20 protein-coding genes and 1 tRNA gene are annotated in these 24,490 nt (G+C 62.2%); 12 read left to right on the top strand and 9 right to left on the bottom strand.

Features of this window, described 5'->3' with window-relative positions:
- Positions 1 to 10: 10 nt before the first annotated feature.
- Together NKH83_RS07345 and NKH83_RS07340 are read right to left on the bottom strand one after the other, a co-directional pair.
- Positions 11 to 1,249: a M24 family metallopeptidase gene (locus tag NKH83_RS07345; RefSeq protein WP_352802922.1), complete on the bottom strand. Its 1,239-nt coding sequence runs from the start codon at positions 1,247 to 1,249 to the stop codon at positions 11 to 13.
- A 187-nt stretch (positions 1,250 to 1,436) separates the two neighbouring features.
- Positions 1,437 to 1,781: a hypothetical protein gene (locus NKH83_RS07340; protein WP_352802919.1), complete on the bottom strand. Its 345-nt coding sequence runs from the start codon at positions 1,779 to 1,781 to the stop codon at positions 1,437 to 1,439.
- 399 nt (positions 1,782 to 2,180) lie between these two features.
- Between NKH83_RS07340 and NKH83_RS07335 the strand changes: the two genes are divergently transcribed.
- Positions 2,181 to 3,053 carry a ferritin-like domain-containing protein gene (locus NKH83_RS07335; protein WP_352802916.1) on the top strand — a complete coding sequence of 291 codons (873 nt, stop codon included), beginning with the start codon at positions 2,181 to 2,183 and terminating at the stop codon, positions 3,051 to 3,053.
- A 454-nt stretch (positions 3,054 to 3,507) separates the two neighbouring features.
- On the opposite strand, the gene NKH83_RS07330 is transcribed toward NKH83_RS07335, so the two are convergent.
- Positions 3,508 to 4,068 carry a MerR family transcriptional regulator gene (locus NKH83_RS07330; protein ID WP_352802913.1) on the bottom strand — a complete coding sequence of 187 codons (561 nt, stop codon included), beginning with the start codon at positions 4,066 to 4,068 and terminating at the stop codon, positions 3,508 to 3,510.
- A 74-nt stretch (positions 4,069 to 4,142) separates the two neighbouring features.
- On the opposite strand from NKH83_RS07330, the gene NKH83_RS07325 reads away from it, so the two are divergent.
- Together NKH83_RS07325 and NKH83_RS07320 are read left to right on the top strand one after the other, a co-directional pair.
- A complete protein-coding gene (locus NKH83_RS07325) occupies positions 4,143 to 4,991 on the top strand; it encodes a DNA alkylation repair protein (protein WP_352802910.1) in 849 nt (282 codons plus the stop codon).
- 615 nt (positions 4,992 to 5,606) lie between these two features.
- Positions 5,607 to 7,829 carry an ATP-binding protein gene (locus NKH83_RS07320; RefSeq protein WP_352802907.1) on the top strand — a complete coding sequence of 741 codons (2,223 nt, stop codon included), beginning with the start codon at positions 5,607 to 5,609 and terminating at the stop codon, positions 7,827 to 7,829.
- A gap of 558 nt (positions 7,830 to 8,387) precedes the next feature.
- Here the strand turns inward: NKH83_RS07320 and NKH83_RS07315 are convergent.
- Positions 8,388 to 8,462 (bottom strand) — tRNA-Gly (locus NKH83_RS07315).
- A 231-nt stretch (positions 8,463 to 8,693) separates the two neighbouring features.
- On the opposite strand from NKH83_RS07315, the gene NKH83_RS07310 reads away from it, so the two are divergent.
- The 4 genes from NKH83_RS07310 (at position 8,694) to NKH83_RS07295 (ending at position 11,445) form a co-directional block, all read left to right on the top strand.
- Positions 8,694 to 9,191 carry a prolyl-tRNA synthetase associated domain-containing protein gene (locus tag NKH83_RS07310; RefSeq protein ID WP_254817917.1) on the top strand — a complete coding sequence of 166 codons (498 nt, stop codon included), beginning with the start codon at positions 8,694 to 8,696 and terminating at the stop codon, positions 9,189 to 9,191.
- 102 nt (positions 9,192 to 9,293) lie between these two features.
- Positions 9,294 to 10,286, top strand: coding sequence for a thioredoxin (gene trxA, locus NKH83_RS07305; RefSeq protein ID WP_352479721.1), 993 nt, complete (start codon positions 9,294 to 9,296; stop codon positions 10,284 to 10,286).
- 163 nt (positions 10,287 to 10,449) lie between these two features.
- Positions 10,450 to 11,121 (top strand): LON peptidase substrate-binding domain-containing protein, encoded by a 672-nt coding sequence (locus NKH83_RS07300; protein ID WP_023675985.1) that lies wholly within the window; start codon positions 10,450 to 10,452, stop codon positions 11,119 to 11,121.
- Between the two features lie 84 nt (positions 11,122 to 11,205).
- On the top strand, positions 11,206 to 11,445 hold the full coding sequence (locus NKH83_RS07295) for a Trm112 family protein (protein WP_352479720.1): 240 nt from the start codon (positions 11,206 to 11,208) through the stop codon (positions 11,443 to 11,445).
- 37 nt (positions 11,446 to 11,482) lie between these two features.
- Here NKH83_RS07295 and NKH83_RS07290 read toward each other — a convergent pair whose 3' ends face one another.
- Genes NKH83_RS07290 through NKH83_RS07280 form a run of 3 tightly spaced genes read right to left on the bottom strand, consistent with a single transcriptional unit; the run spans position 11,483 to position 17,266 of the window.
- Positions 11,483 to 14,791 carry an error-prone DNA polymerase gene (locus NKH83_RS07290; protein ID WP_352802903.1) on the bottom strand — a complete coding sequence of 1,103 codons (3,309 nt, stop codon included), beginning with the start codon at positions 14,789 to 14,791 and terminating at the stop codon, positions 11,483 to 11,485.
- Positions 14,788 to 16,266 (bottom strand): DUF6504 family protein, encoded by a 1,479-nt coding sequence (locus NKH83_RS07285; protein WP_352802900.1) that lies wholly within the window; start codon positions 16,264 to 16,266, stop codon positions 14,788 to 14,790. Before NKH83_RS07285 ends, NKH83_RS07290 begins: the two co-directional genes overlap by 4 nt.
- Positions 16,208 to 17,266, bottom strand: a complete 1,059-nt coding sequence (locus tag NKH83_RS07280) for an ImuA family protein (protein WP_352802897.1) — start codon at positions 17,264 to 17,266, stop codon at positions 16,208 to 16,210. Before NKH83_RS07280 ends, NKH83_RS07285 begins: the two co-directional genes overlap by 59 nt.
- A 185-nt stretch (positions 17,267 to 17,451) precedes the next feature.
- Here NKH83_RS07280 and NKH83_RS07275 point away from each other — a divergent pair, with 185 nt between their 5' ends.
- Positions 17,452 to 17,874, top strand: coding sequence for a metallopeptidase family protein (locus NKH83_RS07275; RefSeq protein WP_352802895.1), 423 nt, complete (start codon positions 17,452 to 17,454; stop codon positions 17,872 to 17,874).
- A gap of 191 nt (positions 17,875 to 18,065) precedes the next feature.
- On the opposite strand, the gene NKH83_RS07270 is transcribed toward NKH83_RS07275, so the two are convergent.
- Both NKH83_RS07270 and NKH83_RS07265 read right to left on the bottom strand, forming a co-directional pair.
- On the bottom strand, positions 18,066 to 18,272 hold the full coding sequence (locus tag NKH83_RS07270; RefSeq protein ID WP_352802892.1) for a DUF1737 domain-containing protein: 207 nt from the start codon (positions 18,270 to 18,272) through the stop codon (positions 18,066 to 18,068).
- A gap of 28 nt (positions 18,273 to 18,300) precedes the next feature.
- Entirely contained in the window at positions 18,301 to 19,179 is an 879-nt protein-coding gene (locus NKH83_RS07265; RefSeq protein WP_352803337.1) for an HpcH/HpaI aldolase/citrate lyase family protein, read from the bottom strand.
- A gap of 281 nt (positions 19,180 to 19,460) precedes the next feature.
- Here NKH83_RS07265 and NKH83_RS07260 point away from each other — a divergent pair, with 281 nt between their 5' ends.
- The 4 genes from NKH83_RS07260 to NKH83_RS07245 are packed head-to-tail and all read left to right on the top strand — an operon-like array spanning position 19,461 to position 24,473.
- On the top strand, positions 19,461 to 21,005 hold the full coding sequence (locus NKH83_RS07260) for a DUF4153 domain-containing protein (RefSeq protein WP_352802889.1): 1,545 nt from the start codon (positions 19,461 to 19,463) through the stop codon (positions 21,003 to 21,005).
- 4 nt (positions 21,006 to 21,009) lie between these two features.
- Entirely contained in the window at positions 21,010 to 21,702 is a 693-nt protein-coding gene (locus NKH83_RS07255) for a response regulator (protein ID WP_352802887.1), read from the top strand.
- A complete protein-coding gene (locus NKH83_RS07250) occupies positions 21,690 to 23,276 on the top strand; it encodes an ATP-binding protein (protein WP_352802885.1) in 1,587 nt (528 codons plus the stop codon). The genes NKH83_RS07255 and NKH83_RS07250 overlap by 13 nt, the downstream gene beginning before the upstream one ends.
- Before the next feature lie 30 nt (positions 23,277 to 23,306).
- Positions 23,307 to 24,473, top strand: a complete 1,167-nt coding sequence (locus NKH83_RS07245; protein ID WP_352479711.1) for an NAD(P)/FAD-dependent oxidoreductase — start codon at positions 23,307 to 23,309, stop codon at positions 24,471 to 24,473.
- The last annotated feature ends 17 nt before the right edge of the window (positions 24,474 to 24,490 follow it).

Below are 24,490 nucleotides of genomic sequence, written 5' to 3'. Positions count from 1 at the left end.
CCGGCTGGATTCAGCCGATAACCCCCAGACGTCTCGGCAGGCGGTTCATCGGCGACGGCCCGTTGGCCGTGATCAGGAACTGGTCCTCGAGATTGAAGCCGGCGAGACCGTCGATGTAGAGCGGGATCTCGAATGCCAGCACCATGCCGGCCTCGATCACGACATTGCTGTCGGCCGAGATGAACGGCCATTGCTCGGAAAACACGGAATGGCCGACGCCGTGGCCGAAATGGCCGCGGCGATAGGAACGCAGGCCCTGGCGCGCCAGGCTTTCGCTGGCGGCGCGATGCACGGCGGCTAACGGCTTTCCGGGCATAAGCGCGGCAAGCCCGTCGGCGAAGGCGCGTTCGGCTATCGCATGCAATTCGACCTGTTCGGGCGACGGCGGCCCGAAGGTGAAATTCCGCGACATATCCGAGGCATAGCCGTTCACGCTGCACACCATGTCGGCCTTCAGCGGATCGCCGGCGGCGGCGACCGGGTCGGCGCCTTTTGGGCGAGCGCCCAGCGTGACGTATTCCGCCGTCGAGATTTGCTGCGACGATCCGGCGGCTGCATCCGCGACGCCTTGCCGGTAAAGCGCGACCAGCTCAGACTGACGCATGCCGGCCGCTGCATGCTGCTGCAGCCGCGACAGGCCGGCCTCCGACAGGACGATGCCCTGCTGCAACAGGTCGATCTCGCTCTGTGACTTGATCGCCCGCAGCCGGTCGAGGATCGGCGAGCCGTTGACCAGGGCAGTGCCCGGCAACATCGCCTGCATCGCGGAAAAATCGCTGGCCGAGACGAAATCCAGCTCGATGCCGAGCGTCGCACGCTCCAGCCCGAATTCTGCGAGGATCGTTTTCAGCTCGCGGACGGAGCGGGCAAGCTCGAAGGTCGCCGGACGTGAAAAACCGGGGCCGCGGCCAACCAGGCCGGCCTCGATGCGCTGCGCAACAGGCCGGTCGGCAGTCGCCGGCTCGAGCGACGCCGATTCGATCCAGATCGGATGCGTGCGCACCATGGCGCCGGCCATCGCCGCCGGGAGCTGGGCAGCCTGGAAATCCGCCACCACGACGCCGATCGGCGGGTCGCCTCGCTTGGGAATAACGACGAAACCGGCGCCGGCCCGCCGGAACAGGCCTGCCGGGCCGATCCAGGCACCGGTGGCATATTGGAACGCCTCGGGCTCGCAAAGCACCAGCGCCTCGATGCCGGCGCGCTGCATCAGGTCAGTCGCGCGCTCGCGGTCGACAAAGCCGGTCATGGGATCTCCTCATATACAATCGAAACCGACGCCGATGCGGCGGCGTTTGGCCTTAGCCTAGTTTCAGTGCCGCCGTGGAGCAGCTTTTTTCTGGAAGCGCTGTTCACCTTGAGAGTTCGTCGTCGGGAAACGAAAAAGCCGCGGCGAACCGCGGCTTTTCAACACAACAAGCGGCTGCTTCGAAAGCTTATTCGGTTTCGTCGGAAGTGTCGTCGGCAGTGTCTGCCGCGTCATCCGCGGTCTGTCTTGCCAGCGCTGCCTGCAAGGCCAACGTGGCCTGTGGCGAGGCCGGTGTCGTCGCAACGACCGCGGCTGCGTGAGCAACTCCGTGCGTCGACTTGTCCCTGGCCGCGGCGGAAGTGGCGGCTCCGTGTCCCTGCGAGCCGGCCCCGGCCGAGTTTCCACCGTTGCCGTTGCTGCCGCCATTGCCGTTGCCATTGCCATTGCCATTGCCGCCGGGAGCAGCGAGTACCGGAGATGCGACAAGGGTGAGAGCGGCTACAGTCGCGAATAGACAGGTGCGCGTTTTCATAGTTCCTCCTTCGAGTCGCCCTCCCGCCAGGATGGGTTCCAAATGAAAAACGTCAGGACTTCCAATGTGAAAGCCGGCTGTTACCTAGCTTTGTTCAAATACAGTATTCTGCAAGATGGACCTTGGTCCGAAACCGGCACGCAAAAGTCCTGAATTTTATCGACAGCGTACTTCGGACGACCGCAACGGCTGGATTTTTGCTGCCGTCAGATCCAGCGCCGCTACAGCGCATGTGCGTCGGCTGACATGAGGTTACAATCGAGGAAACCTCGTTGCTCGCCATCCGGCGAGATCATTTAAGGCGATTGAGGAACATTCCACCCTTCGTGAAGTTGGGAGCGCAGGCCCGCTTTTGAGGTGCCAAAATGTTTGATGCCGGCGGGCTTTTGGGAGGAAGCCATGATCCGCGTCACGCCTGCATTTCGTGTTTCACGCCGCCGCGCATTGCAGTTTGGCCTGGGAGCGACGCTCGCTTCGGCCACCGGGCTTGCCCCGGTTCCCCGCGCCTATGCGCAAGATGAGGTCAAAGACGAAGACATTTTCCGGTTTGCCCTCAATCTCGAATATATGGAAGCCGAATATTACCTGCGCGGCACCACCGGCAAAGGGATCGATGATTCGGATGCCGGCCCGAAGGCCGGCGCCGTGGCTGGCGGCAAACAGGTTCGCTTTGACACGCCTGCAATCGGCGAGTTCATGCGTGAGGTCGCCGAAAACGAACTTGCCCATGTCAGGTTCTATCGCAAGACACTTGGAAGCGATGCCGTCGACCGGCCGGCAATCGATTTCGATGCGGGCTTTGCGGCGGTTGCCAAGGCGGCGGGGCTCGGAGCGGACTTCGATCCTTTCGGCAACCAGATGAACTTCGTGCTCGGCGGCATGCTGTTCGAGGATGTCGGCGTCACTGCCTATGCCGGCGCCGCGCCCCTTCTGAAAAACAAAGATTTCCAGGCCGCCGCCGCTGGCATCCTGGCCGTCGAGGCCTATCACATGGGGATGGCGCGATCGTCGCTTTACCGAATGGGCGAGGATGCCTGGAAGGCCGCCAATGCGGTTTCCGACGCCCGCGACAAGATCGATGGACCGGAAGACAAGGACCAGGGCATCCGAGTGGACGGCAAAGCCAATATCGTTCCATCGACCCCGGATGCAATCGCCTTCACGAGGACGCCGCAAGAAGTGCTTCGGATCGTCTATCTGACCGACCAGAAAGGCGTCAGCAAGGGCGGCTTCTACCCGAACGGAATGAACGGAACGCTCAAAAGCACCTGAGCGGTCTGCGGATGAATCTCGTGGCAAATGAACTTGCGCGCGCGGCCAGCCGATTCGGCGCGCTGCGCCCTGTTGGCGCGCAAAAACGAAAAAGCCGCGGCGGACCGCGGCACCCGCCGAAGTTCCCATTCACCGACCAATGACAAGTTTCGCATGGTTCTGACGCTTCGAGAAACGAGCAGGGTGCCAAAGTGGTGAAGCAGATGCCGCCCCTTCTCGCCCATGCCGCCGGCCAAATCGCAAGCGAGTAGCTGGGTGGCTGGTCAGCGATCGACGGATTTTCAAAACCTAAGCCGATCCGCCGCCCGCGACAGGGGCGCGTGCCCTTTTGTCTTAGCTGAAGCTGGTTTGGCGACAGCGGCCCCGACTAGGGGATTTGGGAGTCGTCGCAACACAAAGCCCCGGCTGCCAGGAAATCCATGTAGTCAGAACTCTGTCCCGAGCGGCCACCTGTTCACTTTGCCGGATGCTTCTTGCGTCGGGGCCGCTCTAACGCAATTGCAGTTGGAGCCTCCCTATAAATCAAAGCCTCGTTTCGCATCGTGAAGTGCTGCAGCTGATCGGCGGAGAGGCGCTCCTTCACCTCACTGCCTATACCGTTGATGCTTACAACAAATGCGAACGCTCGTTGACCCTTCGGAGCTAGGTAATCAAGGAACCCGTCTTGGCTTTTCAGCCAGACTGTTTTGCCGTCAGAAACCAACCACTTGAGTCGGCCTGCAATGTCGTCTTGGGAGCCGCCGTCCCATGGTTCGTCTGAGCGAAGAAACTCCAATGCGCGTTTCAGTCTTGAAAGCTCTATCCCAGTTTCGCGTAGCCGTTGAATCAACCTCGCAACAACCAGATCGCGATACGAATAAAATCTGACTAGGCCACGCCTAGGTTTTCCGGGACTATGGGAAGGCTGGAGATAGTCCATACGCCTCAAATACTCGATCATAGGTTCGCTAAGACCGGTAATGCCGTGCACCTGCCGGGCAGTGAAGCCGTTCAATGCTGACTTGGGGATAGGCATTGGCGCGCGTTTCGTTTCCGGAGATTTAAATTGTAAGTATGCTCAAACTTCAATAGAATTACAATGTGAATCACGTGGACACCCTTCTCAGGCGAAAAGGCGCGCGCCGCTTAGGCGACGTGCCCGTTGGCGTTTTGCGTCTGCTTGAACAGGGCTCTGTCGAAACAGTAAACTTGATGGAGTGGCTAGCCGCCGATATGTCGGCTCTTGCGATTTCGGTCGCCGACAAGGTCTCTTCGAGGCGACTAAAGGACGAACTTCTGCTTGCCTCTGATGCAATGGCTGGTCTCGGGGTCACAAAGCGGCTGGCGTTGGCAGGGCGTGCCATAGCGCGCTCAACCTCTGGTGCAGATGATGTGGATTTCGTCGCGCTTGCCGCCCATCGAAGCGATTTGGTTCGGCAGTGGGCTTGCTACGCAGTCAATGATCCATCCGTCCCTCGCTCGGTCAGTGAACGGCTTTTTCTGACGAAACGATTCGCTGCAGATTCAAATATGAGCGTTCGTGAGGCCGCTTGGATGGCATTTCGTCCATATCTGCAGATGCACCTAGCCGAGTGCTTGCACTTGCTCTCAGCCTTTGTCGAGGACGCCAACCCGAACATTCGGCGTTTCGCCGTAGAAGTTACTAGACCGCGAAGTGTATGGGGTATTCACTTGGTCGAGCTGAAGCGTGCGCCGCAGATCGGTTTGCCGATCCTTGAGAGCGTGAAACAGGACGAATCTCGATATGTCCAGCTTGCGGCGGGGAATTGGTTAAATGACGCGTCCAAGTCACAACCCGCTTGGGTGTCCGAACTATGTGCCCGTTGGAGCGTTGCGGATAGCAAGGCAACGAGAGCGATAGTGCGGCGCGGCATGAGAACGGTGCTTTCGACGGGGCGAAAGCGTAAGGGCGCAGACGGCACCTTTCTGGGCCTTTAGACTAGGAGGTTTTGGCCATGCTACGGGCAACTGTTTCTGGCAGTTTTCATCGACATATGTCTGCGATATATGACGCGGTCGGCAGCATGCGCGCTGCGGGCGTTGACGTTCTATCGCCATCGGACCCGCGTGTCGTTGACAACATAGGTGACTTTCTCTTTGTCGCGAGTGATCGCCTTCGCTCGATTAAGCTCGTGCAAGATCGTCACCTTGAGGCAATCCGCGCTTCAGACTTCCTGTGGGTCGTATGCCCCGACGGGTATACCGGAGCGTCAACCAGCGGCGAGATCATGGCTGCGGCGGTGCTAGGGGTTCCCGTCTTCTCTGAGCACGGCGCTCTTGATATCACTATCGGTCAGTATGTGAAGAGGGTGCCGTCAATCAACGCTGTGACCTCAAGCATTCGCGAAAGGTCGAGGGTCGCCAGCGCACACTCGCACGTCCTTCTCGATCCTACACGAGTTGTAGGCCAGTCGATTGTCGCGCTAGAAAATCTTGGAGATACTTTGAACGGCAAGTTGGGCGACGGTCGATATGACGCGGAGCGGCAGCTTCAGGTTACGACGAATCTCCTGCGCGCGGGTTTCGGCCGCAACGTGGTAAGCTAAGTACTGCATGGGCGAGCAATATGGATTCTCAGACCTAGAGCAGCTGCGAAGTGAGCTGATCAAGGTAAGCCTTACCCACGTAACAACGTTAGAGCGATATATAACCGACAATCAAGACGGGTTTTGTCACCTGCTTGCTACGTCGAGCAAAGATTCCCTCGCAAGTACGTCAACCTGCGTTTCGTCGTTAGTCAAGGCGGGCCGTTGGAAGGAGCTGACCCTCAGGCCGACACAAGGAGGGATTGCCGCCCAGGAAAAGCCACTGAGTCATGAGGCGCGTGCTGCCCATCTGGCCACCTTCACAGCGAGAACCGCTGGTAAGTTAATTTCTAAGAATAACAGCGCCAAGCTTGGAATAGACAATCCATTTTCTTTGTCGTTTGTCGTCGAAGGGGTTTTGGATTGCATCGACGCAGTTGAGCAATATGAAGGCGCAACGCAGCATCTAAAGAAGATAAACACCGAAATAGCGCCTCTTCTGGCTGGCTATCTCTCAAGAGGATACCTAGCAGTCGACTTTGCAACTTTGCCGGTCGAAAAACAGGGAGAGAGGCGAAGCAAGCCGGGTGCAATTTCGATCTGGCCTTATCCGCCGTCTGCTTATCTGACGCAGCTGGTCTACCGTGTTGTCGAAAGGTGTGCCTTAGAAACAACGGAGATCAAACGTCACGTCCAGTCGTGGTCTAGGTCGGAGGTCCTTAAGCAAATCGCGCTTATAACTGCAAAGAGTAGAAGCGCCGATCCTCTTCAATTGGCATACGCCATCATATTATCTGTGGTTACGATACCAGATGAAGACACCACCCCAGAAGACAAGGAGATTTTCTCTCACGCCCTTGCACTTTTCTTTCAATCGCAGAAGGAAGACGGGACGTGGCCAGCGAGCAGTCCCATGTTTCACTATGCCGACGTGGGCAGTGCATATAGCTTCGAATACGAGGTTCTTGCTCAGCTGCTAGCCTGCGCTCCTTTGAGAGATGAACTTCTACTTTACCTTCCGCAACTACGTCGATCCGTCGCCAATTTGAAAAATACTCTCTACGATTTGAGTCCTAGCAATCCAGGTAAACAGATCGCGTGGGCGTCTGGCCACCATCCACAGTTGCGTGGTGCCGAGTCGTGGTCTACCGCATCAGTATATCAGTTTGCCTTTGCATTGGAACGCCTTGTTGCAGAGGCTATTCGACGCTCCGTTTTCCGGGAGCTGAAGGTCATTTATCAAGGTTCCCCGAAGGCTTCGAAAAAGCCTGCGGCTGACGATGACGGGAGCCTCCTCGCGCCCGGCTTTCTGGACGCCGACTTGAATGATCCTGCTGCCGCCAAGCCGCAAAGCCTCATCAAGTCACTTGCTACCAGATTCGTTTACCCTATTGCGAAGGTCGCAGACAGCGTTGGGAAAGGGCGTAAGCTTCCTGGTTCGACACCGATGTCAGCAATTCTTTATGGGCCGCCCGGAACTTCCAAAACCGAGTTGGCCAAAATCGTTTCCAGCTACCTTAATTGGCCACTGCTTTCAGTGGACCCGTCCTATGTGGTTAAGGAAGGGATTGATAACGTCCAACCGATGGCAAATCGGCTGTTTGATATGCTCTTAGCAGTCGAGCAAATAGTAGTCCTACTGGACGAATTCGACGAGATGGGCCGTGACAGGGCAGGCAACGACAACATCTTATCTCGGTTTATCACAACTGCGATGCTGCCCAAACTTGCAGAAATAAACAAAGAGAGAAAGATCGTATTTCTTCTGGCAACAAACTATCTGACCGGATTTGATGCGGCGTTCAGGCGGGGTGGTCGATTTGATATGCAGCTCCAAGTGATGCAGCCAAATCTAGCTTCAAAGCTCGTCGCCGATACAGCAAATGTGTCTGAAGGCTGGGGGAAAACGCTTTCTACTGCGCTGGGGCTGTTTACAAAGGCCGCCGAAAAGAAGGCTATCGAAGAACGGATCAACGACTTCACGTTTCTGGAAACCCGCAAAGTGGTCCAAGAGATACAGAGTGCGCTCGACGCTAAAGTGCCGAAGGCCCGCCTCAAAGCCATCATTGACGCTGCTTGGAAGGTATGCACGCTCGAGAAGGCCAATGATACTGGCTTCAGGCGGGGCGACCAAGGGGCGCAGACCGATGGCAACGCGTCTAACGGGAACAGAACCGAGAGTGTCAATTACAGAGAGACCTGGCGTTCGACCTGCAAGAAAGAGCGACTTGAGATCAGACTTCCCAGCTGACCTAACGCGTCAACGGCCCGCGCATACGGGAGGCCACGGTATCTATTAGACGTGTCGGGTTCTCGCCCCGAACGAAATAAGCTCATCAACTGTGCCAGCCCGCCTGGCATTGCGATAAATGCATCGGCCATATCACGCTGGCGTTCCTTTCGGGCCTGCAAGGTCGGAACGACTATCACTCAGGGACGGGTGGGCACCCTCTCGAGCATGCAGAGCCTCAGGGATGATGCCAATCACCTCACCGCCCGACTCTGGCGAACCTTATGTGGTCACCCGGTGGACACCAAGGTCAAGACGCAAATCGGCCACCTGAGGGTGGCCGATTTATTTGCTTGATTTCGTTAAGAAAACTGGTGCGGGTGAAGCGATTCGATCGCTCGACCCATCCTTGGCAAGGGGTCGACCATGCTCTGCGCTCCTGTCCGTCTCATCGCCAAGCCCAACGAACGACGCTGCGCGCGGCCAGCCGATTCGGCGCGCTGCGCCCTGTTGGCGCGCAAAAACGAAAAAGCCGCGGCGGACCGCGGCTTTTCGATGCTTGATCTCCCTTGAGAGAAATGGAGCGGGTGAAGCGATTCGAACGCTCGACCCCAACCTTGGCAAGGTTGTGCTCTACCCCTGAGCTACACCCGCTCGCGCGGCTTTTGGGCCGCAAGCCGCGCCTATATGGCTGAAGAGCGCGGTGATTGCAACAGGGAATTCGCAGGCTTTTTGCTTCGCCTGCAATGCGGAGAAGCGCTCCTCCGGACGTCGCAAGGCAATCACCCCCGGCGTTGCGCGACGGACTTGTCTTGGCCGCATCATTGGCCGTAAACGGCGTTAGCCGAACAAGCCGTTGAAAGCGGGCCACCAGAAGAAAGACCGATGCCGAAGACCGAAGCCGAACTTTTCGCCTTTCTTGCCGGACTCGGGATCGAGGTATCGACGCGGCGGCATCCGCCGCTGTTCACGGTCGCCGATTCGCAGGCGCTGCGCGGTGAGATTGCCGGCGGCCACACCAAGAACCTGTTCCTCAAGGACAAGAAGGACAATTTCTTCCTGGTCAGCGTCGACGAGGAGGCGGTGGTCGATCTCAAGCAGATCCACCATCTGATCGGCGCTGCGGGGCGCGTGTCTTTCGGCCGGCCGGAGATGCTGATGGAGCTTCTCGGCGTCGTCCCGGGCGCGGTCACGGTGTTCGGGCTGATCAACGACACCGAGCGAAGGGTCAAGGTCGTTTTGGACGAGAAGCTGATGAGCCATGCGGTGGTCAATGCCCACCCGCTGACCAATGAAGCGACGACTTCCATCGCTGCCGCGGACCTGGTCAAATTCGTCGAGGCAACCGGACATGATGCTGTTATCTTGAAAGTCTCGGCATGATCGCCACATGGGTGACTAAGACCGGGGTGACTGAAACCGGGTTCTAAAGAAGGATGTTGCGCCCGTCCCTTGGCCGGCGGCGCGACCGAAAGGCGACGAGAGATGAGCGATAGCAACCCCTTTGGCGGCCCATTTGGCAGCAATGGCGGCCAGTATGCCACCACCGTGCAATATGGCGGCACCGATGCCGCGCGTGAGAAGGTCGCGCTTGCGGAGGCGCCGGCCGACGTCATCAAGGACACAACGACCGCTGGATTTGCTGCAGACGTCATCCAGGAATCGCGTCGCCAGCCGGTGCTGGTCGATTTCTGGGCGCCGTGGTGCGGCCCCTGCAAGCAATTGACGCCGCTGCTGGAGAAGGCGGTGAAAGCCGCCGGTGGCAAGGTCAAGCTGGTCAAGATGAATATCGACGACCATCCATCGATCGCCGGCCAGCTCGGCATCCAGTCGATACCGGCGGTCATTGCCTTCAAGGACGGCCAGCCGGTCGACGGCTTCATGGGCGCCATTCCCGAGAGCCAGATCACGCAATTCATTCAGAAGGTCGGCGGCAAGAACGGTGGCGCGCCGCAAGTGGCCGAGGCACTGGCCGCCGCTGCCGAGGCGCGCGACGCCGGTGACGTGCAGACCGCTGCCGACATTTATGATGCCATCCTGGAACAGGCGCCGGAGACGATCGAGGCGATCGCGGGCTTGGGCGATCTGCTGTTCGAGGCCGGCGATACCGAAGGTGCCGAGGCGGTGCTGGCGCGGGCGCCGGAAGCGAAGAAGGATGCGCCCCAGCTCGCCGCGCTGCGCGCCAAGATGGCGCTCGCCGCGCAAGCAGCAGTGCTCGGCAATCCGGCGGAACTGGAACGGCGTCTGGCCGAAAATCCCGGGGATCACCAGGCACGGTTCGAGCTCGCCATGATCCAGAACGCCAAGGGTGATCGCATGGCGGCGGCCGACAATCTGCTGGCGATCATCAAGGCCGACCGCTCGTGGAACGACGACGGCGCCAGAACCCAGTTGCTGCAGCTCTTCGAGGCATGGGGCATGACCGACGAAGCAACGCTGTCGGCACGGCGCAAATTGTCGTCGCTGCTGTTTTCCTGAGCCGGCGCAGACTGTTTTGTCGCGCGGGCTTGCGGTGGGCGGCAGCTGCGCCAGATTAGGTTTTCGGACGGCGTTCGATTTCAGGTTTCCGGTGTTGCGCCTTGTGCCGGCCGGGAGGAGACGGATTTGGTGCGCTTCCTGACAAAGCGATCGGAGGATTGAGGTGCAGGCGGGAAACGCGCATTACCGGCTCGCTGCGGACTTACCGTCGACCATGCCGATCTTTCCGCTCGAGGGCGCATTGCTGCTGCCGGGAGGCCGCATGCCGCTCAACATCTTCGAGCCGCGCTATCTGCAGATGGTCGACGAAGCGATCGCCGGGCCGCGGCTGATCGGCATGATCCAGCCCAGCCTCGACGGTGCGCTGCGTCCAGACGGCGAGCCGGAGCTCTGCAATGTCGGCTGTGCCGGGCGCATCATTGCGCTGTCCGAGAGCGGCGACGGCCGTTACCTGATTTCGCTGCAGGGCGTGTGCCGGTTCCGCATTGTTCAGGAACTCACGGTCAAGACGCCGTTCCGCCAGTGCCGGTTGGCACCTTTTCTCGCCGATCTCGACGAGGAGCAGGCAGACGCCGAGATCGACCGGCCGGCGCTGCTCAAAGCGTTTCGCGCCTATCTGCAGGCCAACGATCTGGAGGCCGACTGGGAGAGCGTCAGCCGCGCCGAAAACGCCATGCTGGTCAACGCACTGTCGATGATGGCACCCTACGGTCCGGCCGAGAAACAGGCGCTGCTCGAAGCGGCCGATCTGAAGACACGCGCCGAGACCCTGATCGCCATCACCGAAATGGCGCTGGCGCGCGACAATGAGGATTTCGGTTCGAGTTTGCAGTAGGTTGGCCCTCCTTCTCCCACAAGGGAGAGGGAGAGGCCGCGCGCAAAAACCTGAAGCGGTCGCCTTGTGGAAAAGATGGATCGAATGGCGGATGGACGTGACGGGAACAGGACTGTCGACCCCAAGCTGCTGGAACTCTTGGCCTGCCCGCTGACCAAGGGGCCGCTTGCCTGGGATCCGGAGCGCGGCGAGCTTATCTCGCGGGTAGCAAAGCTTGCCTATCCGGTGCGGGACGGCATTCCGATCATGCTGCCCTCGGAGGCACGTACGATCACCATTGACGATACCGTGCCCACGCCACCGCGCCTGGGCGGAACGTCCTGAGTGCTGCGGTTCAGAGCCGCTCCATAGCGATCCCCCTCTATTGAAAATTGCGCCCTTTGGGCATGACCTTCTCTGCCTTTCCCAATAGTTCCGTTTGCGCGATGCTATCGGGCCGCTTCTCCTCGGGGCCGCTCGAAGGTTCATCCACAAGCCTTGCCTCCTCAAGCAGCACCGACAGCCACGGCGTCAGATCCTCGACCTTCTCGGCGACGATATGGATGACGTCCGATTCCGATTGCAGCTTGCCGGTGACGCGGATGAGACGCGCGCCCATGACGATGGGGCGGAAGCGGTTGAAGGTTCTTTCCCAGAAAATGATATTGGCGACCGCATTCTCGTCTTCCAGCGTCAGGAAAATCGCCTTGCCATTGCCCGGCCGCTGCCGCACCAGCACGAGGCCGGCGACCGAAACGCGGCGGCCGTCCCGCACCTGGCCGAGCCGCGCATTGGGCGTGACGCCGGACCGATCCAGCCTTTGACGCAGGAAGGCGACCGGGTGCGCCTTCAGCGACAGGCCGAGCGAGCGGTAGTCGTGGACGACGTGCTCGCCGAGCGGCATTGTCGGGAGCCGGGTTTCAGGCTCGAGATCGCGCAAGCGGATCGCCGGCTGATCGAACAGCGGCAGCTTTTCGGCGGCACTCTTGCCGTCGAGCGCGCGGACCGCCCATAGAGCGTCGCGGCGGTTCAATCCAAGCGAGCGGAAAGCGTCGGCCTGTGCCAGTTTTTCGATCTCGTCGACGTTGAGGCCCGAGCGCAGCCAGACATCGCGCACGGATGCGTAGCCGTCGCCGCGTCGCAGCACAAAGGTCTCCATGCGCTCCTTCGACAGGCCCTTGACCTGGCGAAAACCAAGCCGGACGGCATGGCTGGTCCGGATGACGCCGCGCATCTGGGCATGGCGGCCAAGGATACGATCCGGATCGAAAGGCGATTTCTCCAAGGCGCAATCCCAGCCGGAAAAATTGACGTCGACGTCGCGGATCTCGACGCCGTGGTCATGCGCGTCGCGGACGAGCTGAGCCGGCTGGTAAAACCCCATCGGCTGGGAATTCAGGATCGCGGCACAGAACACGTCGGGATAGAAGGTCTTGAACCAGCAGGAGGCATAGACCAGCAGGGCGAAGGAGGCGGCGTGGCTTTCGGGAAAGCCGTATTCGCCAAAGCCTTCGATCTGTTTGAAGCAGCGCTCGGCGAAGTCTTTTTCGTAGCCCTTGGCGACCATGCCGTCGACCATTCTCTTGCGGTAATTGCCGATCGTGCCGGTGCGCTTGAACGTCGCCATGGCGCGGCGCAGTTCATCGGCCTCGCCCGGCCTGAAGCCGCCGGCGACGATGGCGATCTTCATCGCCTGCTCCTGGAACAACGGCACGCCCAGCGTCCTGCCGAGGATTTTTTCCAGTTCCGGCTTGGGGTATTCGGGTTTTTCCTTGCCTTGCCGGCGGCGCAGATAGGGATGGACCATGTCGCCCTGGATCGGGCCGGGCCGCACGATCGCCACCTCGATGACGAGATCGTAAAAGTTTTTCGGCCGCAGCCGCGGCAGCATCGACATCTGCGCGCGGGATTCGATCTGGAAGACGCCGATCGTGTCGGCGCGGCAGATCATGTCGTAGACACGCTTGTCCTCGGCAGGCAGAGTGGCCAGCACATAGGGTTGGCCGTACTCGTCCCGCGCCTCCGGATAATGATCCCGGAGCAGGGTGAAGGCGCGCTGCAGGCAGGTCAGCATGCCGAGCGCCAGCACGTCCACTTTAAGGATTTTCACCGCGTCGAGGTCGTCCTTGTCCCACTCGACCATCTTGCGCTCGTCCATCGCCGTCTTGACGATGGGCACGATCTCGTCGAGCCGGTCCCTGGTGATGACAAAACCGCCGACATGCTGCGACAAATGACGGGGAAAGCCCATGATCTCGTTGGCGCATTCGATCACGTGCCTTGTCGATGGATCGGTCTGATCGAGGCCGCCGGCTTTTGTCTCCTTTTCGCCGAGTTCCGAGGTCGACCAGCCCCAGATCGAACTGGACAGCGCGCTGCGGACGTCGTCCGACAGGCCCATCGCCTTGGCCACTTCGCGCATCGCCGAGCGGCCCCGGTAGCTGACGACGGCAGCGGCCAGCGCGGTGCGCTTGGTACTGTATTTGGAATAGATGTACTGGATGACCTCCTCGCGCTTTTCATGCTCGAAATCGACGTCGATGTCGGGCGGTTCGTTTCTTTCCTCGGAAATGAAGCGCTCGAAAAGCGTGTCGATCTTGTCCGGGCCAACTTCGGTGATGCCGATGCAGAAGCAGACGATCGAGTTGGCGGCGGAGCCGCGCCCTTGGCAGAGAATGTTCTGGCTGCGGGCGAATTTGACGATGTCGTGGACAGTCAGGAAATAGCGCGCGTAGTTCAGGCGCTCGATCAGGGCGAGCTCCTCCTCGATGCGTTGCGTCACAAAAGCGGGCACGCCCGAGGGGTAGCGGATGGCGGCCCCCTCCTTGGCCAGCCTTTCCAGCTCGGCCTGCGGCCCGAGGCCCGATTCCGTCGGCTCGTCGGGATAGTTGTATTGCAGGTCACTGAGCGAGAAGGTCAGCTCGCTGGCAAAACGCAGCGTTTCCGCCAGCGCTTGCGGATGCCTGCGGAAAAGCCGTGCCATCTCCAGCGGCGGCTTTAAGTGGCGCTCGGCATTGGCCGCCAGCTCCAGCCCCACCTCGGCGACGGGCACATTGAGGCGGATCGCCGTCAGCACGTCCTGCAGCGGGCGCCGTTCCGACGTATGGTAGAGAACGTCGTTGGTGGCCATCAGCGGGATGCCGGCCAGCTCGGCCATCGCCGCCGCCTGCTCGATACGGAAGCGGTCGTTACCGCGGTAATCCGGCGAAACCGCCAGCCTCAGGTTTTCGCCGAAGCGATCCCTGAGCCGGCTAATCAGTGCGAGGCCAGCTTCCGCGTCCGCCGACAGATCCGGCAGTATGGCCAGCGACAGGAGATCGCCCCATTCGAGAAGATCGCTCTGTTTGAGAAGCGTTGCGCCCTTTTCGTTCTCGTCGCGCAGATTGGCCTGTGTCAGCATGCGGCAGAGATGCCCCCAGCCCTTGCGGTCCTGCGGGTAGGCGAGGATGTCCGGCGTGCCGTCGCAAAAAACCAGGCGGCAGCCGGGATGATAGGAAACACCCTCCACCTTGGCCTGCTGCCAGGCGCGTACCACGCCCGCCACCGTATTTCGGTCGGCGAGACCGATCGCCGAAAACCCGAGGAATTTTGCCGCGACCACCAGCTCCTCCGGTTTCGAGGCACCGCGCAGGAACGAGAAGTTCGACTGGATGCCGAATTCGGCATAGGGGATGGCCGTCAGCGCATTCATGCGAAGATCCCATGCATGTACCAGCGCGGCGGGACTTGAGAGGCGCCGTAAAGGCCCTGGCGATAGAGCCAGTAACGGCGGCCGTCGGCATCCTCGATGCGGAAATAATCCCGGGTCGGGGCATCTTCTCGTCCCGCCGCCTCTCGCCACCATTCCGGCGCGATGCGCTCCGGCCCTTCGGCGCGCGCGACCCGGTAGAGCGCGCGCCGCCAGCGGAAGTTCAAAGGCGGGCCTTCCGGCATTTCGGTGGCTGGCACTTCGATCGGCTCGGGCGAACGGAAAAGCCGGATCGGTCGCTCAGGCTGGAAGACGGTCGTGGGAGCGTCCTTCGCCTTGTCCGGCTGCTTCGGCGGCGAGCTTCTCTGCGGCGCCTCCGTGAAGGGAAGGGTGGCAACGGCGCGCTCCGGCAAATGGCTCTCGACGGCAACCGGCTTCAAGACCGCGCCTTCGCCGAGCCGGGCGCGAATGCGGTCGGCAAAAAGCGCGATATCGGCACCGTCGTCGCTCGTCTCGCCGGCAAGGTCTGCCTGCTGCATGTCGAAGGCGGCGGCGGTCAGCACCGAAAGGCGCACGAGATCGAAGCCATAGCCGGCGTCGATATCCCGTTCGAGCGCGGCAAGCCTTTCGTGGAACAATTTCTGGATCAGCCGCGGCTCGCGCAGAGGCCGCGAGGTGCCGACGGCGATGCGGCTGACGCCGCCATCGACGCGGAAAAGCAGCAGCGCCAGCCGCCTTGCGCCCTCGCCGCGACGCTCGAGATCGCTCTTCAAGGTGGCCGCCAGCATGCCGGTCAGCCGCTCGATGTCCTCGGTCAACATGATCGGCTCGGCAAGATGACGCTCGACCGAAAGCGGTGCCACCGGCAGGCGCGGCGACACGGCTTCGTCGAGGCGGCCGAGCGCCTGGTCGAGGCGCAAGAGCAGCGATGCGCCGAAGCGGCGGGCCAGCGGCGCGCGCGGTGCTGCCATGACGGCGCCCGCCGTGCGCAGGCCGACGCTTTCGAGGCTGGCGCGGACCTCCGGGTCGATGCGCAGCGCCGCCAGCGGCATGGGCGCGAGAAGCGCTTCCTCCTCGCCATCGGGCACGATGCGGTCGCCGGCAAACCGCGCCGCCGCCCAGGCAGCACCAGGTGTGGCGGCAAGCCCGGCGCGGACATCGAAGCCCTGATGGAAAAAACGCGACAGGATATCGTCCAGCATCGAGCGTTCGCCGCCGAAAAGATGCGTGCAGCCGGTGACATCGAGATAGAGGCCGTCGGTCCCGTCGAGCGCCACCAGCGGGGTATAGCGGTCGCACCAGTCGGCGAGGCCTTCGAGCAGGCGCCGGTCGGCCTCCGGATCGGCCTCCGCGATGTCGATCGAGGGATGCATGGCGCATGCGTCGGCTATGCCCATGCCGCGTTTCAGATTAAGCGCCTCAGCCCGTTCGTCGAGGGCGGCGATGCGCTGGGCGTTCCCTTGGCGATGGCTGATCACCAGCGGCAGGTGATCCGACGGCCGGGAACGCCAGGACCGCCCCAGACGCTGCCGCAGGATCCTCTCGGCGGCGAGATGCGGAAACCACAGGGACAGGATTCTTTGGCCGTTCTGGGGCCGATTCCTGAGACCTTCCTTGCTCGCCCCGTCTTTCTTCGAATATGCGTTCATCGGGGTTCCACTCCAGTGTGAATTGTCCGGGCAAGGCCGTGCGGCTCTTGCCGATGCTGACGGTGAAGGCGGGCCGGCCGATCGAGCCGGCGAGCGGCCCGGCGATTGTCTGGCGCGCTGCCGCCGGTGCCGCCGACAGGATGAGGCGGACGGGCGCTGCCGTCGGTTCGGGCTCGCCGGCCTGGCGCAGCAGGAACAGCGGCCGGCCGGCACTCTGCGCCCGGGCGTGCAGCCGCCGCGTCGCGGTGAGATCCAGCCGCTGCGGGCTGCCGCGGATTTCGAGGATGACAGCGGCCAGCGCCGTCATCCGGGCAGCCTCCTCGGCGACCCACAGCGCATCGAGCAGCCTTGGCGCCTCGGAAAACAGCAATTGCTCCGGCTCGATGCCGAAAAAGGCGTGAAGCCCCCTGGCGTAAGGGAAGCCGGCCTCGCGGAAAACCTCGGATGTGCCGATCCACAGCACCGGCAGTCGCGGGCCCTGGCTGAGGATCAGGCTGACGAGCGCGAGCACAAAGCCGGCGACGGCCCCGGCATCGCGCGTCGCGGCGCCATGAAACTCGCTCAGCGCCGACTTCGGCAGGCCACCGCTCAGCGCAGCATCGAGGCGTTCCGCGCCGGTGGACAAAAACGCATCCTGCGAAGCCACGGCGAGGCCGCGCCGGACAATAGTTAGATTTCGAGGCAATGTCAGAGTCTGGGGGCTGACATCCGCATCAACGGGGGCTGCGCCGGCCGACGCCTCCAGACGCTCGGACAGCGTTCCCTCGATCTTCGCGATCTGGCGGCGCAGGGCAAAAACAGTCTCCCGCGCCACGGCGCTTGTCGCCATGACGGTCAGCTTCCACTCACAATTGTTCCTGTTATGTTCTTATAGATTCCAGAGGCCGGCCAAAGAGTCAAGCGGAGTCATGGGGAATTTATTCCTCTAGTGGGGGGCGTGGCACGGTCACCCCAGCCTGGCCATTTGCCGAGTCCGGCCCGAAAGCCTATATGCCGGGATCAAAGGGACAAAGCATGGCTCGCATCTACCAAACACGCATCTGGCACGACCAGCTTTCGCCAACGATGGAGGAAATCGACCTCCTGGCGCTGGAGGCCTATGCCCATCTGCCGGAGGACTTTCGCAAGTTGACCGGCGAGATCGTCATTCAGATCGCCGAATTCCCGACCGACGAGATCATGGACGACCTTTCGTTGGAAACTCCCTTCGACCTGCTCGGCCTGTTCGAGGGGCGCGGCATCGCCGAGCGCTGGAATCCGCAGACCGGCGAGGGCCCGAACCGCATCACGCTCTATCGTCGCGCCATCCTTGACTACTGGGCCGAGAACGAGGAAACGCTGGGCGACATCGTCACCCATGTGCTGATCCACGAGATCGGCCACCATTTCGGCCTGTCGGACGACGATATGGAGAAGATCGAAGAGGCAGCGGAGTAGGATGTGCTGATATTCAGGTGATGCCGGCCTGCGAACGGCGGTTTCCTGCGCTTCCGGTGCTCACGTACCCAAAAGTACGCTCCGCTCCGGTTCTCGGAAACCACCCAGTCTGGTCGCTTCGCGCCCGTCTTCGACTCCGGCGCGGCCTGACCTGAATCTCAACACACCCTGCTTCGGCGCTTTTGCAAAGCTTACCAATCGCTGAGCTTGGTGTCGGGGCCGTATTCCTGGCCCTCGATGTCCTTCACCACCGCCTGGCCGCAACGCATGGTCTTGGCTTCCTTGTCAAAGGCATAGGTCGGTGAGCCGAACAGGTGCCAGCCCTTGTTCAGCGCCGCCGTCACCTTGTGGCAGAAGCTGGCATCGTCCGGGCCGGACAGAAAGCGGTAGAGTTTCATTCTTCAATCCTGTTGTCAGTTACGATAATCATGCGCGAACAGCGGCGGCCTTCGCCAGTAGTTTTTCGGCCTGCGCCAGATGCAGCCGCTCGACCATTTTTCCGTTCAGCGCAATCACCGCCTTGCCGGCATTTTCGGCAAGCGCGAAGGCTTGCTTGATCGCGCGCGCCTCGGCCAATGCGTCAGGCGTCGGTGCAAAAGCGCGGTTCGCCGCCTCGATCTGGGCTGGATGGATCAGCGACTTGCCGTCAAAACCCATGGCGGCCGCTTCCGCGCACTCGCGCGCAAACCCGTCCATATCGCGAAAATCATTGAAGACGCCATCGAGCAGGTCGAGGCCGCCGGCACGCGCCGCGAGCACCATTTGCATCAGCCATGGCACGAGATAGCGCCGATCGGGCGTGGCGAGAATGCCGGTGTCCTTGACTAGGTCGTTCGTTCCGGCAACGAAACAAACCAGGCGCGAGGCAGGGTCGCGGCCGAGCTCGGCGATCGGCCCGATATTGAGCAGCGCCTTGGGCGTCTCGATCATCGCCCACAGCTTGACCTCGTCCGGCGCAAAATTATCGTCGAGCACGTCGCCGGCCTCGAGGATGTCGCGCGGCGTGTCGACCTTGGGCAGCAGGATGGCGCCGGGCATGCATTTTGCCGCGGCCAGCAGATCGTCGGCGCCCCATTCGCTCGACAGCGCATTGATGCGCACCATCATCTCGCAGCTCCGGTTGGAACGGCCGGCGAAAATCGCCGCCAGTTTCTCGCGCGCGGAAAGTTTATCGGCCGGGGCGACGGCGTCCTCGAGATCGATGACGACGGCATCGCAGGTCAGCGACGGGATCTTGGCCAGCGCCTTGTCGTTCGAGGCCGGAACGTAAAGCACCGAGCGGCGCGGGCGGTAGCTTTCGGTGATCATGTTCGATCTATGCCGCCTGCAGCCAGCCGAGGCAAGCCGTGCATAAAAACTGCACGTAGTTTCGGAAAATCTCCTCGTCTCCGCCCCGCTTGCCACCCGGCAGAATGCGACAAGGGCGGCATGCAAGAGCAAACGAACTCCCGTTGGTCCGTGCCGTACCGGCTTCGCCGCGAAAGCTGGTGGCTCGTCGATCCGCCCCAGACTTTGGCAACCCTCCTCCCTTTCGTCCGCAAATCCCTGACCACCGGCCGCATCAAAGCCGCCGAGAAAGCCCGATCATGACAGCATTCCTCTCGGCGGCGCCGAGCTATTGCAGCCGCTTCGGCGTTGCCGTCCTGCTCGTCGCGTTGGCCGATTTCTTCTTCTATGGCCAACCGGCGGGCATCACGCTTTTCCTGTTCGGCGTTGCGATTGCCGCGGCGAGCATGGCTCTCCATCCTCTCGGCGTCTTCAACGATGGCAAGTTCTTGTTCAAGCCGGTTGCGCTGCTTGCGGGGCTGCTGCCGCTCGTGGAAAATGTCAGCGCACTGTCCGTCTCCATTGCGCTGGCGGCGATGGCCGTCTTCGTGCTTTCACTGGCCGGACGGCTGCGGCCCGGCCTTGCCCGCATTGCCGGCCAACTCTCGCTGTTCCTGCTTGCAACGCCATTTCGGCTCGTCCTGGATTTCTTCCGCTGGCGCACGGCGGCGCGGCGGCTTGGCCGGCGGCGCGTGCGCCTTGCGGCGATCGCCGTCTGGGTCATGCCGCTGAGCCTCGGCGCAGTGTTTCTCGCGCTGTTCGGCGCCGCCAATCCGGTCATCGAATACTGGTTTTCGCTGATTGACCTCTTCGCCCTGCTCAACCTCATGCAGTTGCCGCGTCTTGCCTTCTGGCTATTCGTGCTCGTCGGCGTATGGGCCTTTCTGCGGCCGCGCCTGCCGCGGTTTCTCCGCCGCCGCAGGGTGTCGCCAGCCAGCGCAGCGGCGACGCCGGCCACCAGGACGACGATCGAGGACATCGTCTTCGGCAAGGCCGCTATCCTGCGCGCGCTCGTCGTCTTCAACATCCTGTTCGTGGTGCAGAGCACACTCGACGCCACCTATCTGTGGGGCGGCATCGCGCTTCCCGACGGGCTGACCTATGCCGCCTACGCGCATCGCGGCGCCTACCCGCTGATCGTCACGGCGCTGCTGGCCGCCGGCTTCGTGCTGGCGGCGCTGAGGCCAGGAAGCGCGACCTCCGGCGATCCGCTCATCCGCCGGCTGGTCTATGCCTGGGTGGCGCAGAACATCCTCCTGGTGATCTCGTCGATCCTGCGGCTCGATCTCTATATCGGCATCTATGCGCTGACCTACTGGCGTGTCGCCGCCTTCGTCTGGATGGGGCTGGTGGCGGCGGGCCTTGCCCTGATCATAGCCCGCATCGCGCGCGGAAAATCCAACGAATGGCTGCTTTCCGCCAATCTTCTGACGCTATCGGCGACGCTCTATGCCTGCTCGTTCATCAACTTTGCCGCGCTGATCGCCAACTACAATGTCGACCATTCCTTCGAAATGACCGGCCAAGGCACCCAGCTCGACGTCTGGTACCTGCGCTCGCTCGGGCCCGGCGCCTTGCCGGCACTCGATCGTTTCGTCCAGCACCAGAGCAGGACGGTTTCCGCGCAGGATGCCTCCATCCGCGAACTCGCCGGCTGGTATGCACAGGACGAAGCACGCTTCCGCGCCGGCCAGGAAAACTGGCGCGGCTGGAGCTTTCGTGACTGGCGGCTCAACCGCGCCCTCGACAGGCGTGGCCCGTTTGTGGTTCCTCCGATGTCCGAACCCTTCATGCCGGGCCGCTGAGTTGATGCCGCACCACATTCTGGTCGCCGACGACGATCCGCACATTCGCGAAATCATCTGCTTCGCGCTCGAAAAGGCCGGCATGAAAACGCTGGCAGTGCCGGACGGCGCAGCTGCCTTGCTGGCGATCGAACGCCGTGCTCCCGATCTTGTCGTGCTCGATATCGGCATGCCGGAAATGGACGGGCTGGAAGTGTGCCGGCGGCTTCGCCACACATCCGACGTGCCGGTGCTGTTCCTGTCCGCGCGGGATGAGGAGATCGACCGCATACTGGGGCTGGAAATGGGCGGCGACGACTATGTCACCAAGCCGTTCAGCCCGCGCGAGCTGGTCGCCCGCGTCAACGTCATCCTGCGCCGCGCCCGGCCTGGGCCCGAACCAGCCGACGACCGGCAATTCTCTCATGGCAGACTGGCGCTGGTGCCGGCAAGCCATACAGCCAGCTTCGACGGCAAGCCGCTGGCGCTGACCTCGATCGAATTCGCGATCCTGAAAGGGTTTCTGGCGCGGCCGGCGCATGTGCTCGGCCGCGATATGGTGATGGCCAATGCCTATGCCGCCAACATCCACGTCGCCGACCGCACCGTCGATAGCCATATCCGCAACATCCGCGCCAAGCTCGCGGCCATCGGCTGTGTCGATGCGATCGAGACCGTGCATGGCGTCGGCTTCCGGCTCGGCCGATGCGGGAGTTGAGCGCCCGAAAATGGATTGGCAGCAAATGGCGGCCACGGCTTGCCACGGTCGTCATTGCCATCCTGATCATGGTGATGGCGCTGCCGCTGGCCGGCCTGTTTTTCTTCCGGCTCTACGAGAACCAGCTGATCCGCCAGACCGAGGCCGAGCTGATCGCACAAGGTGCCGCCCTTGCCGCGATCTATGCGCAAGAGGTCCGTGAGGCCGGCCTTGCCCCGGAAAAGCTCGGCACATCCATGCCTCCACCCAGTACAGGGGATCGGGCTTCTCCCTACCAGCCAATCGAACCGCGCCTCGATCTTGCGTCCGACAGGATCCTGCCAACCCGACCAGCGGCCACGGCGGCCAGCGTCGATCCTGCCTTCGCGGCCATCGGCGCGCGGCTGTCGGGCATTCTTACCGAGACGCAGAAAACCACACTTGCCGGCTTCCGGCTGCTCGATCCCGGAGGCGTGGTCATCGCCGGCCGTGAGGAGGCCGGCCTGTCGCTCGCCGCTGTCGAAGAAGTTCGCGCAGCGCTTGCCGGCCGCTACGCCAGCGCGCTTAGGCTGCGGGTGCCGGACCAGCCTTCGCCGCCGCTCTATTCGGTCAGCCGCGGCACCAAGGTTCGCGTCTTTGTCGCCATGCCGGTTGCCGTTTCCGGCAAGGTCGCCGGCGTGGTCTATCTGTCGCGGACGCCCAACAACATCGTCAAGCATCTCTATGGCGAGCGCGGCAAGGTGGCGCTGGCGGCAATTGCCATTCTAGGCGGCACGCTGCTGATCGGGCTGGTTTTCCTGCGCACCGTCAGCCGGCCGATCTATGCGCTGATGGAACGCACGAATCGCATCGCCGCCGGCGACCGCGCGGCGATCAGGCCGCTTGATCACCACGGCACGCGCGAAATGGCGGCGCTTTCTGCCGCCTTCCTCGACATGGCCGAAAAACTGCATGCACGCTCCGACGGCATCCAGACTTTTGCCACCCACGTCTCGCACGAGCTCAAATCGCCGCTGACGGCGATCCAGGGCGCCGCCGAACTGTTGCGCGATTCGGGCAGCGCGATGGACGAGGCCGAGCGGCGGCGCTTTTCGGACAATATCGTCACCGATGCCGGCCGGCTCAATCTGCTCGTGCGCCGCCTGCTCGACCTGGCGCGCGCCGAAAATCTCGAGCCCAGCGGCGAAAGCACGTCGCTCACTGCTGCGCTGGCGCTGCTGCCGGCCGACGACAGGCTGGCGGTGCGCCTCGAGGCGGGCGCCCGGATCGGTCTGCGCATATCGGCCGAAAACGCGGCGATCGTGCTGGCCAATCTCATCGACAATTCGGCGCGGCACGGCGCAACGCTGGTTTCGATCACGGCCGCAAGCGCGGACGGCAAGGCCACCATTGTGGTGGACGACGACGGCGCCGGCATTTCGCCCAGCAACCGAGGCCGCATCTTCGAGCCGTTTTTCACCACGCGCCGCGATTCCGGCGGCACCGGGATGGGCCTCGGCATCGTGCTGGCCCTCCTGAAAGCGCATGATGGCACGATCCGGCTGGTTGACTCGGCGAGCGGCACGCGCTTCGAGATCATCCTGCCGGCGGCGTGACTCGGCGATTCAGACCGGAAGGGCGAAAAGGTGCATTACGACATCGTCATCATCGGTGGAGCCATCGTCGGCTCGTCGGTTGCCTATTACCTGCGCGAGGAAGGGTTTTCGGGCTCGATTGCACTTGTCGAGCGCGACCCGCAATTTTCTCATGCGGCGACCACACTGTCCTGCGCCTCCATCCGCCAGCAGTTTTCGATCCCGGAAAACATCCGTCTGTCGCAGTTCACGCTGAAACTGTTCCGGCGGCTCAGGGAAGAGTTTGGCGCGGATGCCGATATCGGCTTTCGCGAAGGCGGTTATCTCATCCTTGCCGGCGAAAACGGGCTGCCTATCCTGCGGGCCAACCACGAAGCGCAGATGGCCGAGGGCGCCGACATCCTGCTCGAGGATGCGGAGGCGCTCGTCCGCCGCTTTCCGTGGCTGTCGGTCGAGGGCATTTCCGCCGGCGCCTATGGCCGCAGCGGCGAAGGCTGGTTCGACGCGCATGCGATGCTGATGCTGTTCCGCAAGGCACTGCGCACGAAGAACATCGACTTTATCACGGCGTCGGTGACGGGTATCGAGCGGCTAGGCGGCCGCGTCACTGGTGTATTTCTGGACAATGGCGAGCGGCTCGAGGCCGGCACCGTCGTCAACGCCGCCGGGCCGAATGCCGGCAAGGTGGCGGCAATGGCAGGGCTGGCGCTGCCGGTGGAGCCGCGCAAGCGCAACGTCTTCGTCTTCGAGGCGCGCGAGAAATATGAGGACATGCCGCTTCTGGTCGACCCGAGCGGCATCTATGTCCGGCCGGAGGGCTCGGTCTACATCACCGGTGGCGCCGAGCCGGAAGAGGGCGAAGGACCAGCCGATCCCGCCGACTTCGACCCCGACTGGCCACTGTTCGAAGAGGTGATCTGGCCGGTGCTGGCGACCCGCATTCCAGCCTTCGAGGCGATCAAGCCGACGCGCGCCTGGGTCGGCCATTACGACTACAACACGCTCGACCAGAATGCGGTGATCGGCCCGCATCCCGAGGTCGGTAATTTCCTCTTCGCCAACGGGTTTTCCGGTCACGGCTTGCAGCAGGCTCCAGCGGTCGGCAAGGCGCTGGCCGAACTGATCGTGCATGGCGGCTATCGCACGGTGGATTGCTCGGCGTTCGGGTATAGCCGGATCGCCGATGGGCGGCCGTTTCGGGAATTGAATGTAATTTAACGCTAGCCCGAAGGGAT

The sequence above is a fragment of the Mesorhizobium sp. M0909 genome (genome assembly GCF_040319515.1).
In the GTDB taxonomy this organism is placed as follows: domain Bacteria; phylum Pseudomonadota; class Alphaproteobacteria; order Rhizobiales; family Rhizobiaceae; genus Mesorhizobium.
This window is presented reverse-complemented; position numbering and strand designations above follow the sequence as displayed.

Excerpts from the sequence above, each read along its gene's own strand:
- NKH83_RS07345 (WP_352802922.1), bottom strand. The coding sequence starts at position 1,249 with ATGACCGGCTTTGTCGACCGCGAGCGCGCGACTGACCTGATGCAGCGC.
- NKH83_RS07340 (WP_352802919.1), bottom strand. The coding sequence starts at position 1,781 with ATGAAAACGCGCACCTGTCTATTCGCGACTGTAGCCGCTCTCACCCTT.
- NKH83_RS07335 (WP_352802916.1), top strand. The coding sequence starts at position 2,181 with ATGATCCGCGTCACGCCTGCATTTCGTGTTTCACGCCGCCGCGCATTG.
- NKH83_RS07330 (WP_352802913.1), bottom strand. The coding sequence starts at position 4,068 with ATGCCTATCCCCAAGTCAGCATTGAACGGCTTCACTGCCCGGCAGGTG.
- NKH83_RS07320 (WP_352802907.1), top strand. The coding sequence starts at position 5,607 with ATGGGCGAGCAATATGGATTCTCAGACCTAGAGCAGCTGCGAAGTGAG.
- NKH83_RS07310 (WP_254817917.1), top strand. The coding sequence starts at position 8,694 with ATGCCGAAGACCGAAGCCGAACTTTTCGCCTTTCTTGCCGGACTCGGG.
- trxA (WP_352479721.1), top strand. The coding sequence starts at position 9,294 with ATGAGCGATAGCAACCCCTTTGGCGGCCCATTTGGCAGCAATGGCGGC.
- NKH83_RS07295 (WP_352479720.1), top strand. The coding sequence starts at position 11,206 with ATGGCGGATGGACGTGACGGGAACAGGACTGTCGACCCCAAGCTGCTG.
- NKH83_RS07290 (WP_352802903.1), bottom strand. The coding sequence starts at position 14,791 with ATGAATGCGCTGACGGCCATCCCCTATGCCGAATTCGGCATCCAGTCG.
- NKH83_RS07280 (WP_352802897.1), bottom strand. The coding sequence starts at position 17,266 with ATGGCGACAAGCGCCGTGGCGCGGGAGACTGTTTTTGCCCTGCGCCGC.
- NKH83_RS07275 (WP_352802895.1), top strand. The coding sequence starts at position 17,452 with ATGGCTCGCATCTACCAAACACGCATCTGGCACGACCAGCTTTCGCCA.
- NKH83_RS07270 (WP_352802892.1), bottom strand. The coding sequence starts at position 18,272 with ATGAAACTCTACCGCTTTCTGTCCGGCCCGGACGATGCCAGCTTCTGC.
- NKH83_RS07260 (WP_352802889.1), top strand. The coding sequence starts at position 19,461 with ATGACAGCATTCCTCTCGGCGGCGCCGAGCTATTGCAGCCGCTTCGGC.
- NKH83_RS07255 (WP_352802887.1), top strand. The coding sequence starts at position 21,010 with ATGCCGCACCACATTCTGGTCGCCGACGACGATCCGCACATTCGCGAA.
- NKH83_RS07250 (WP_352802885.1), top strand. The coding sequence starts at position 21,690 with ATGCGGGAGTTGAGCGCCCGAAAATGGATTGGCAGCAAATGGCGGCCA.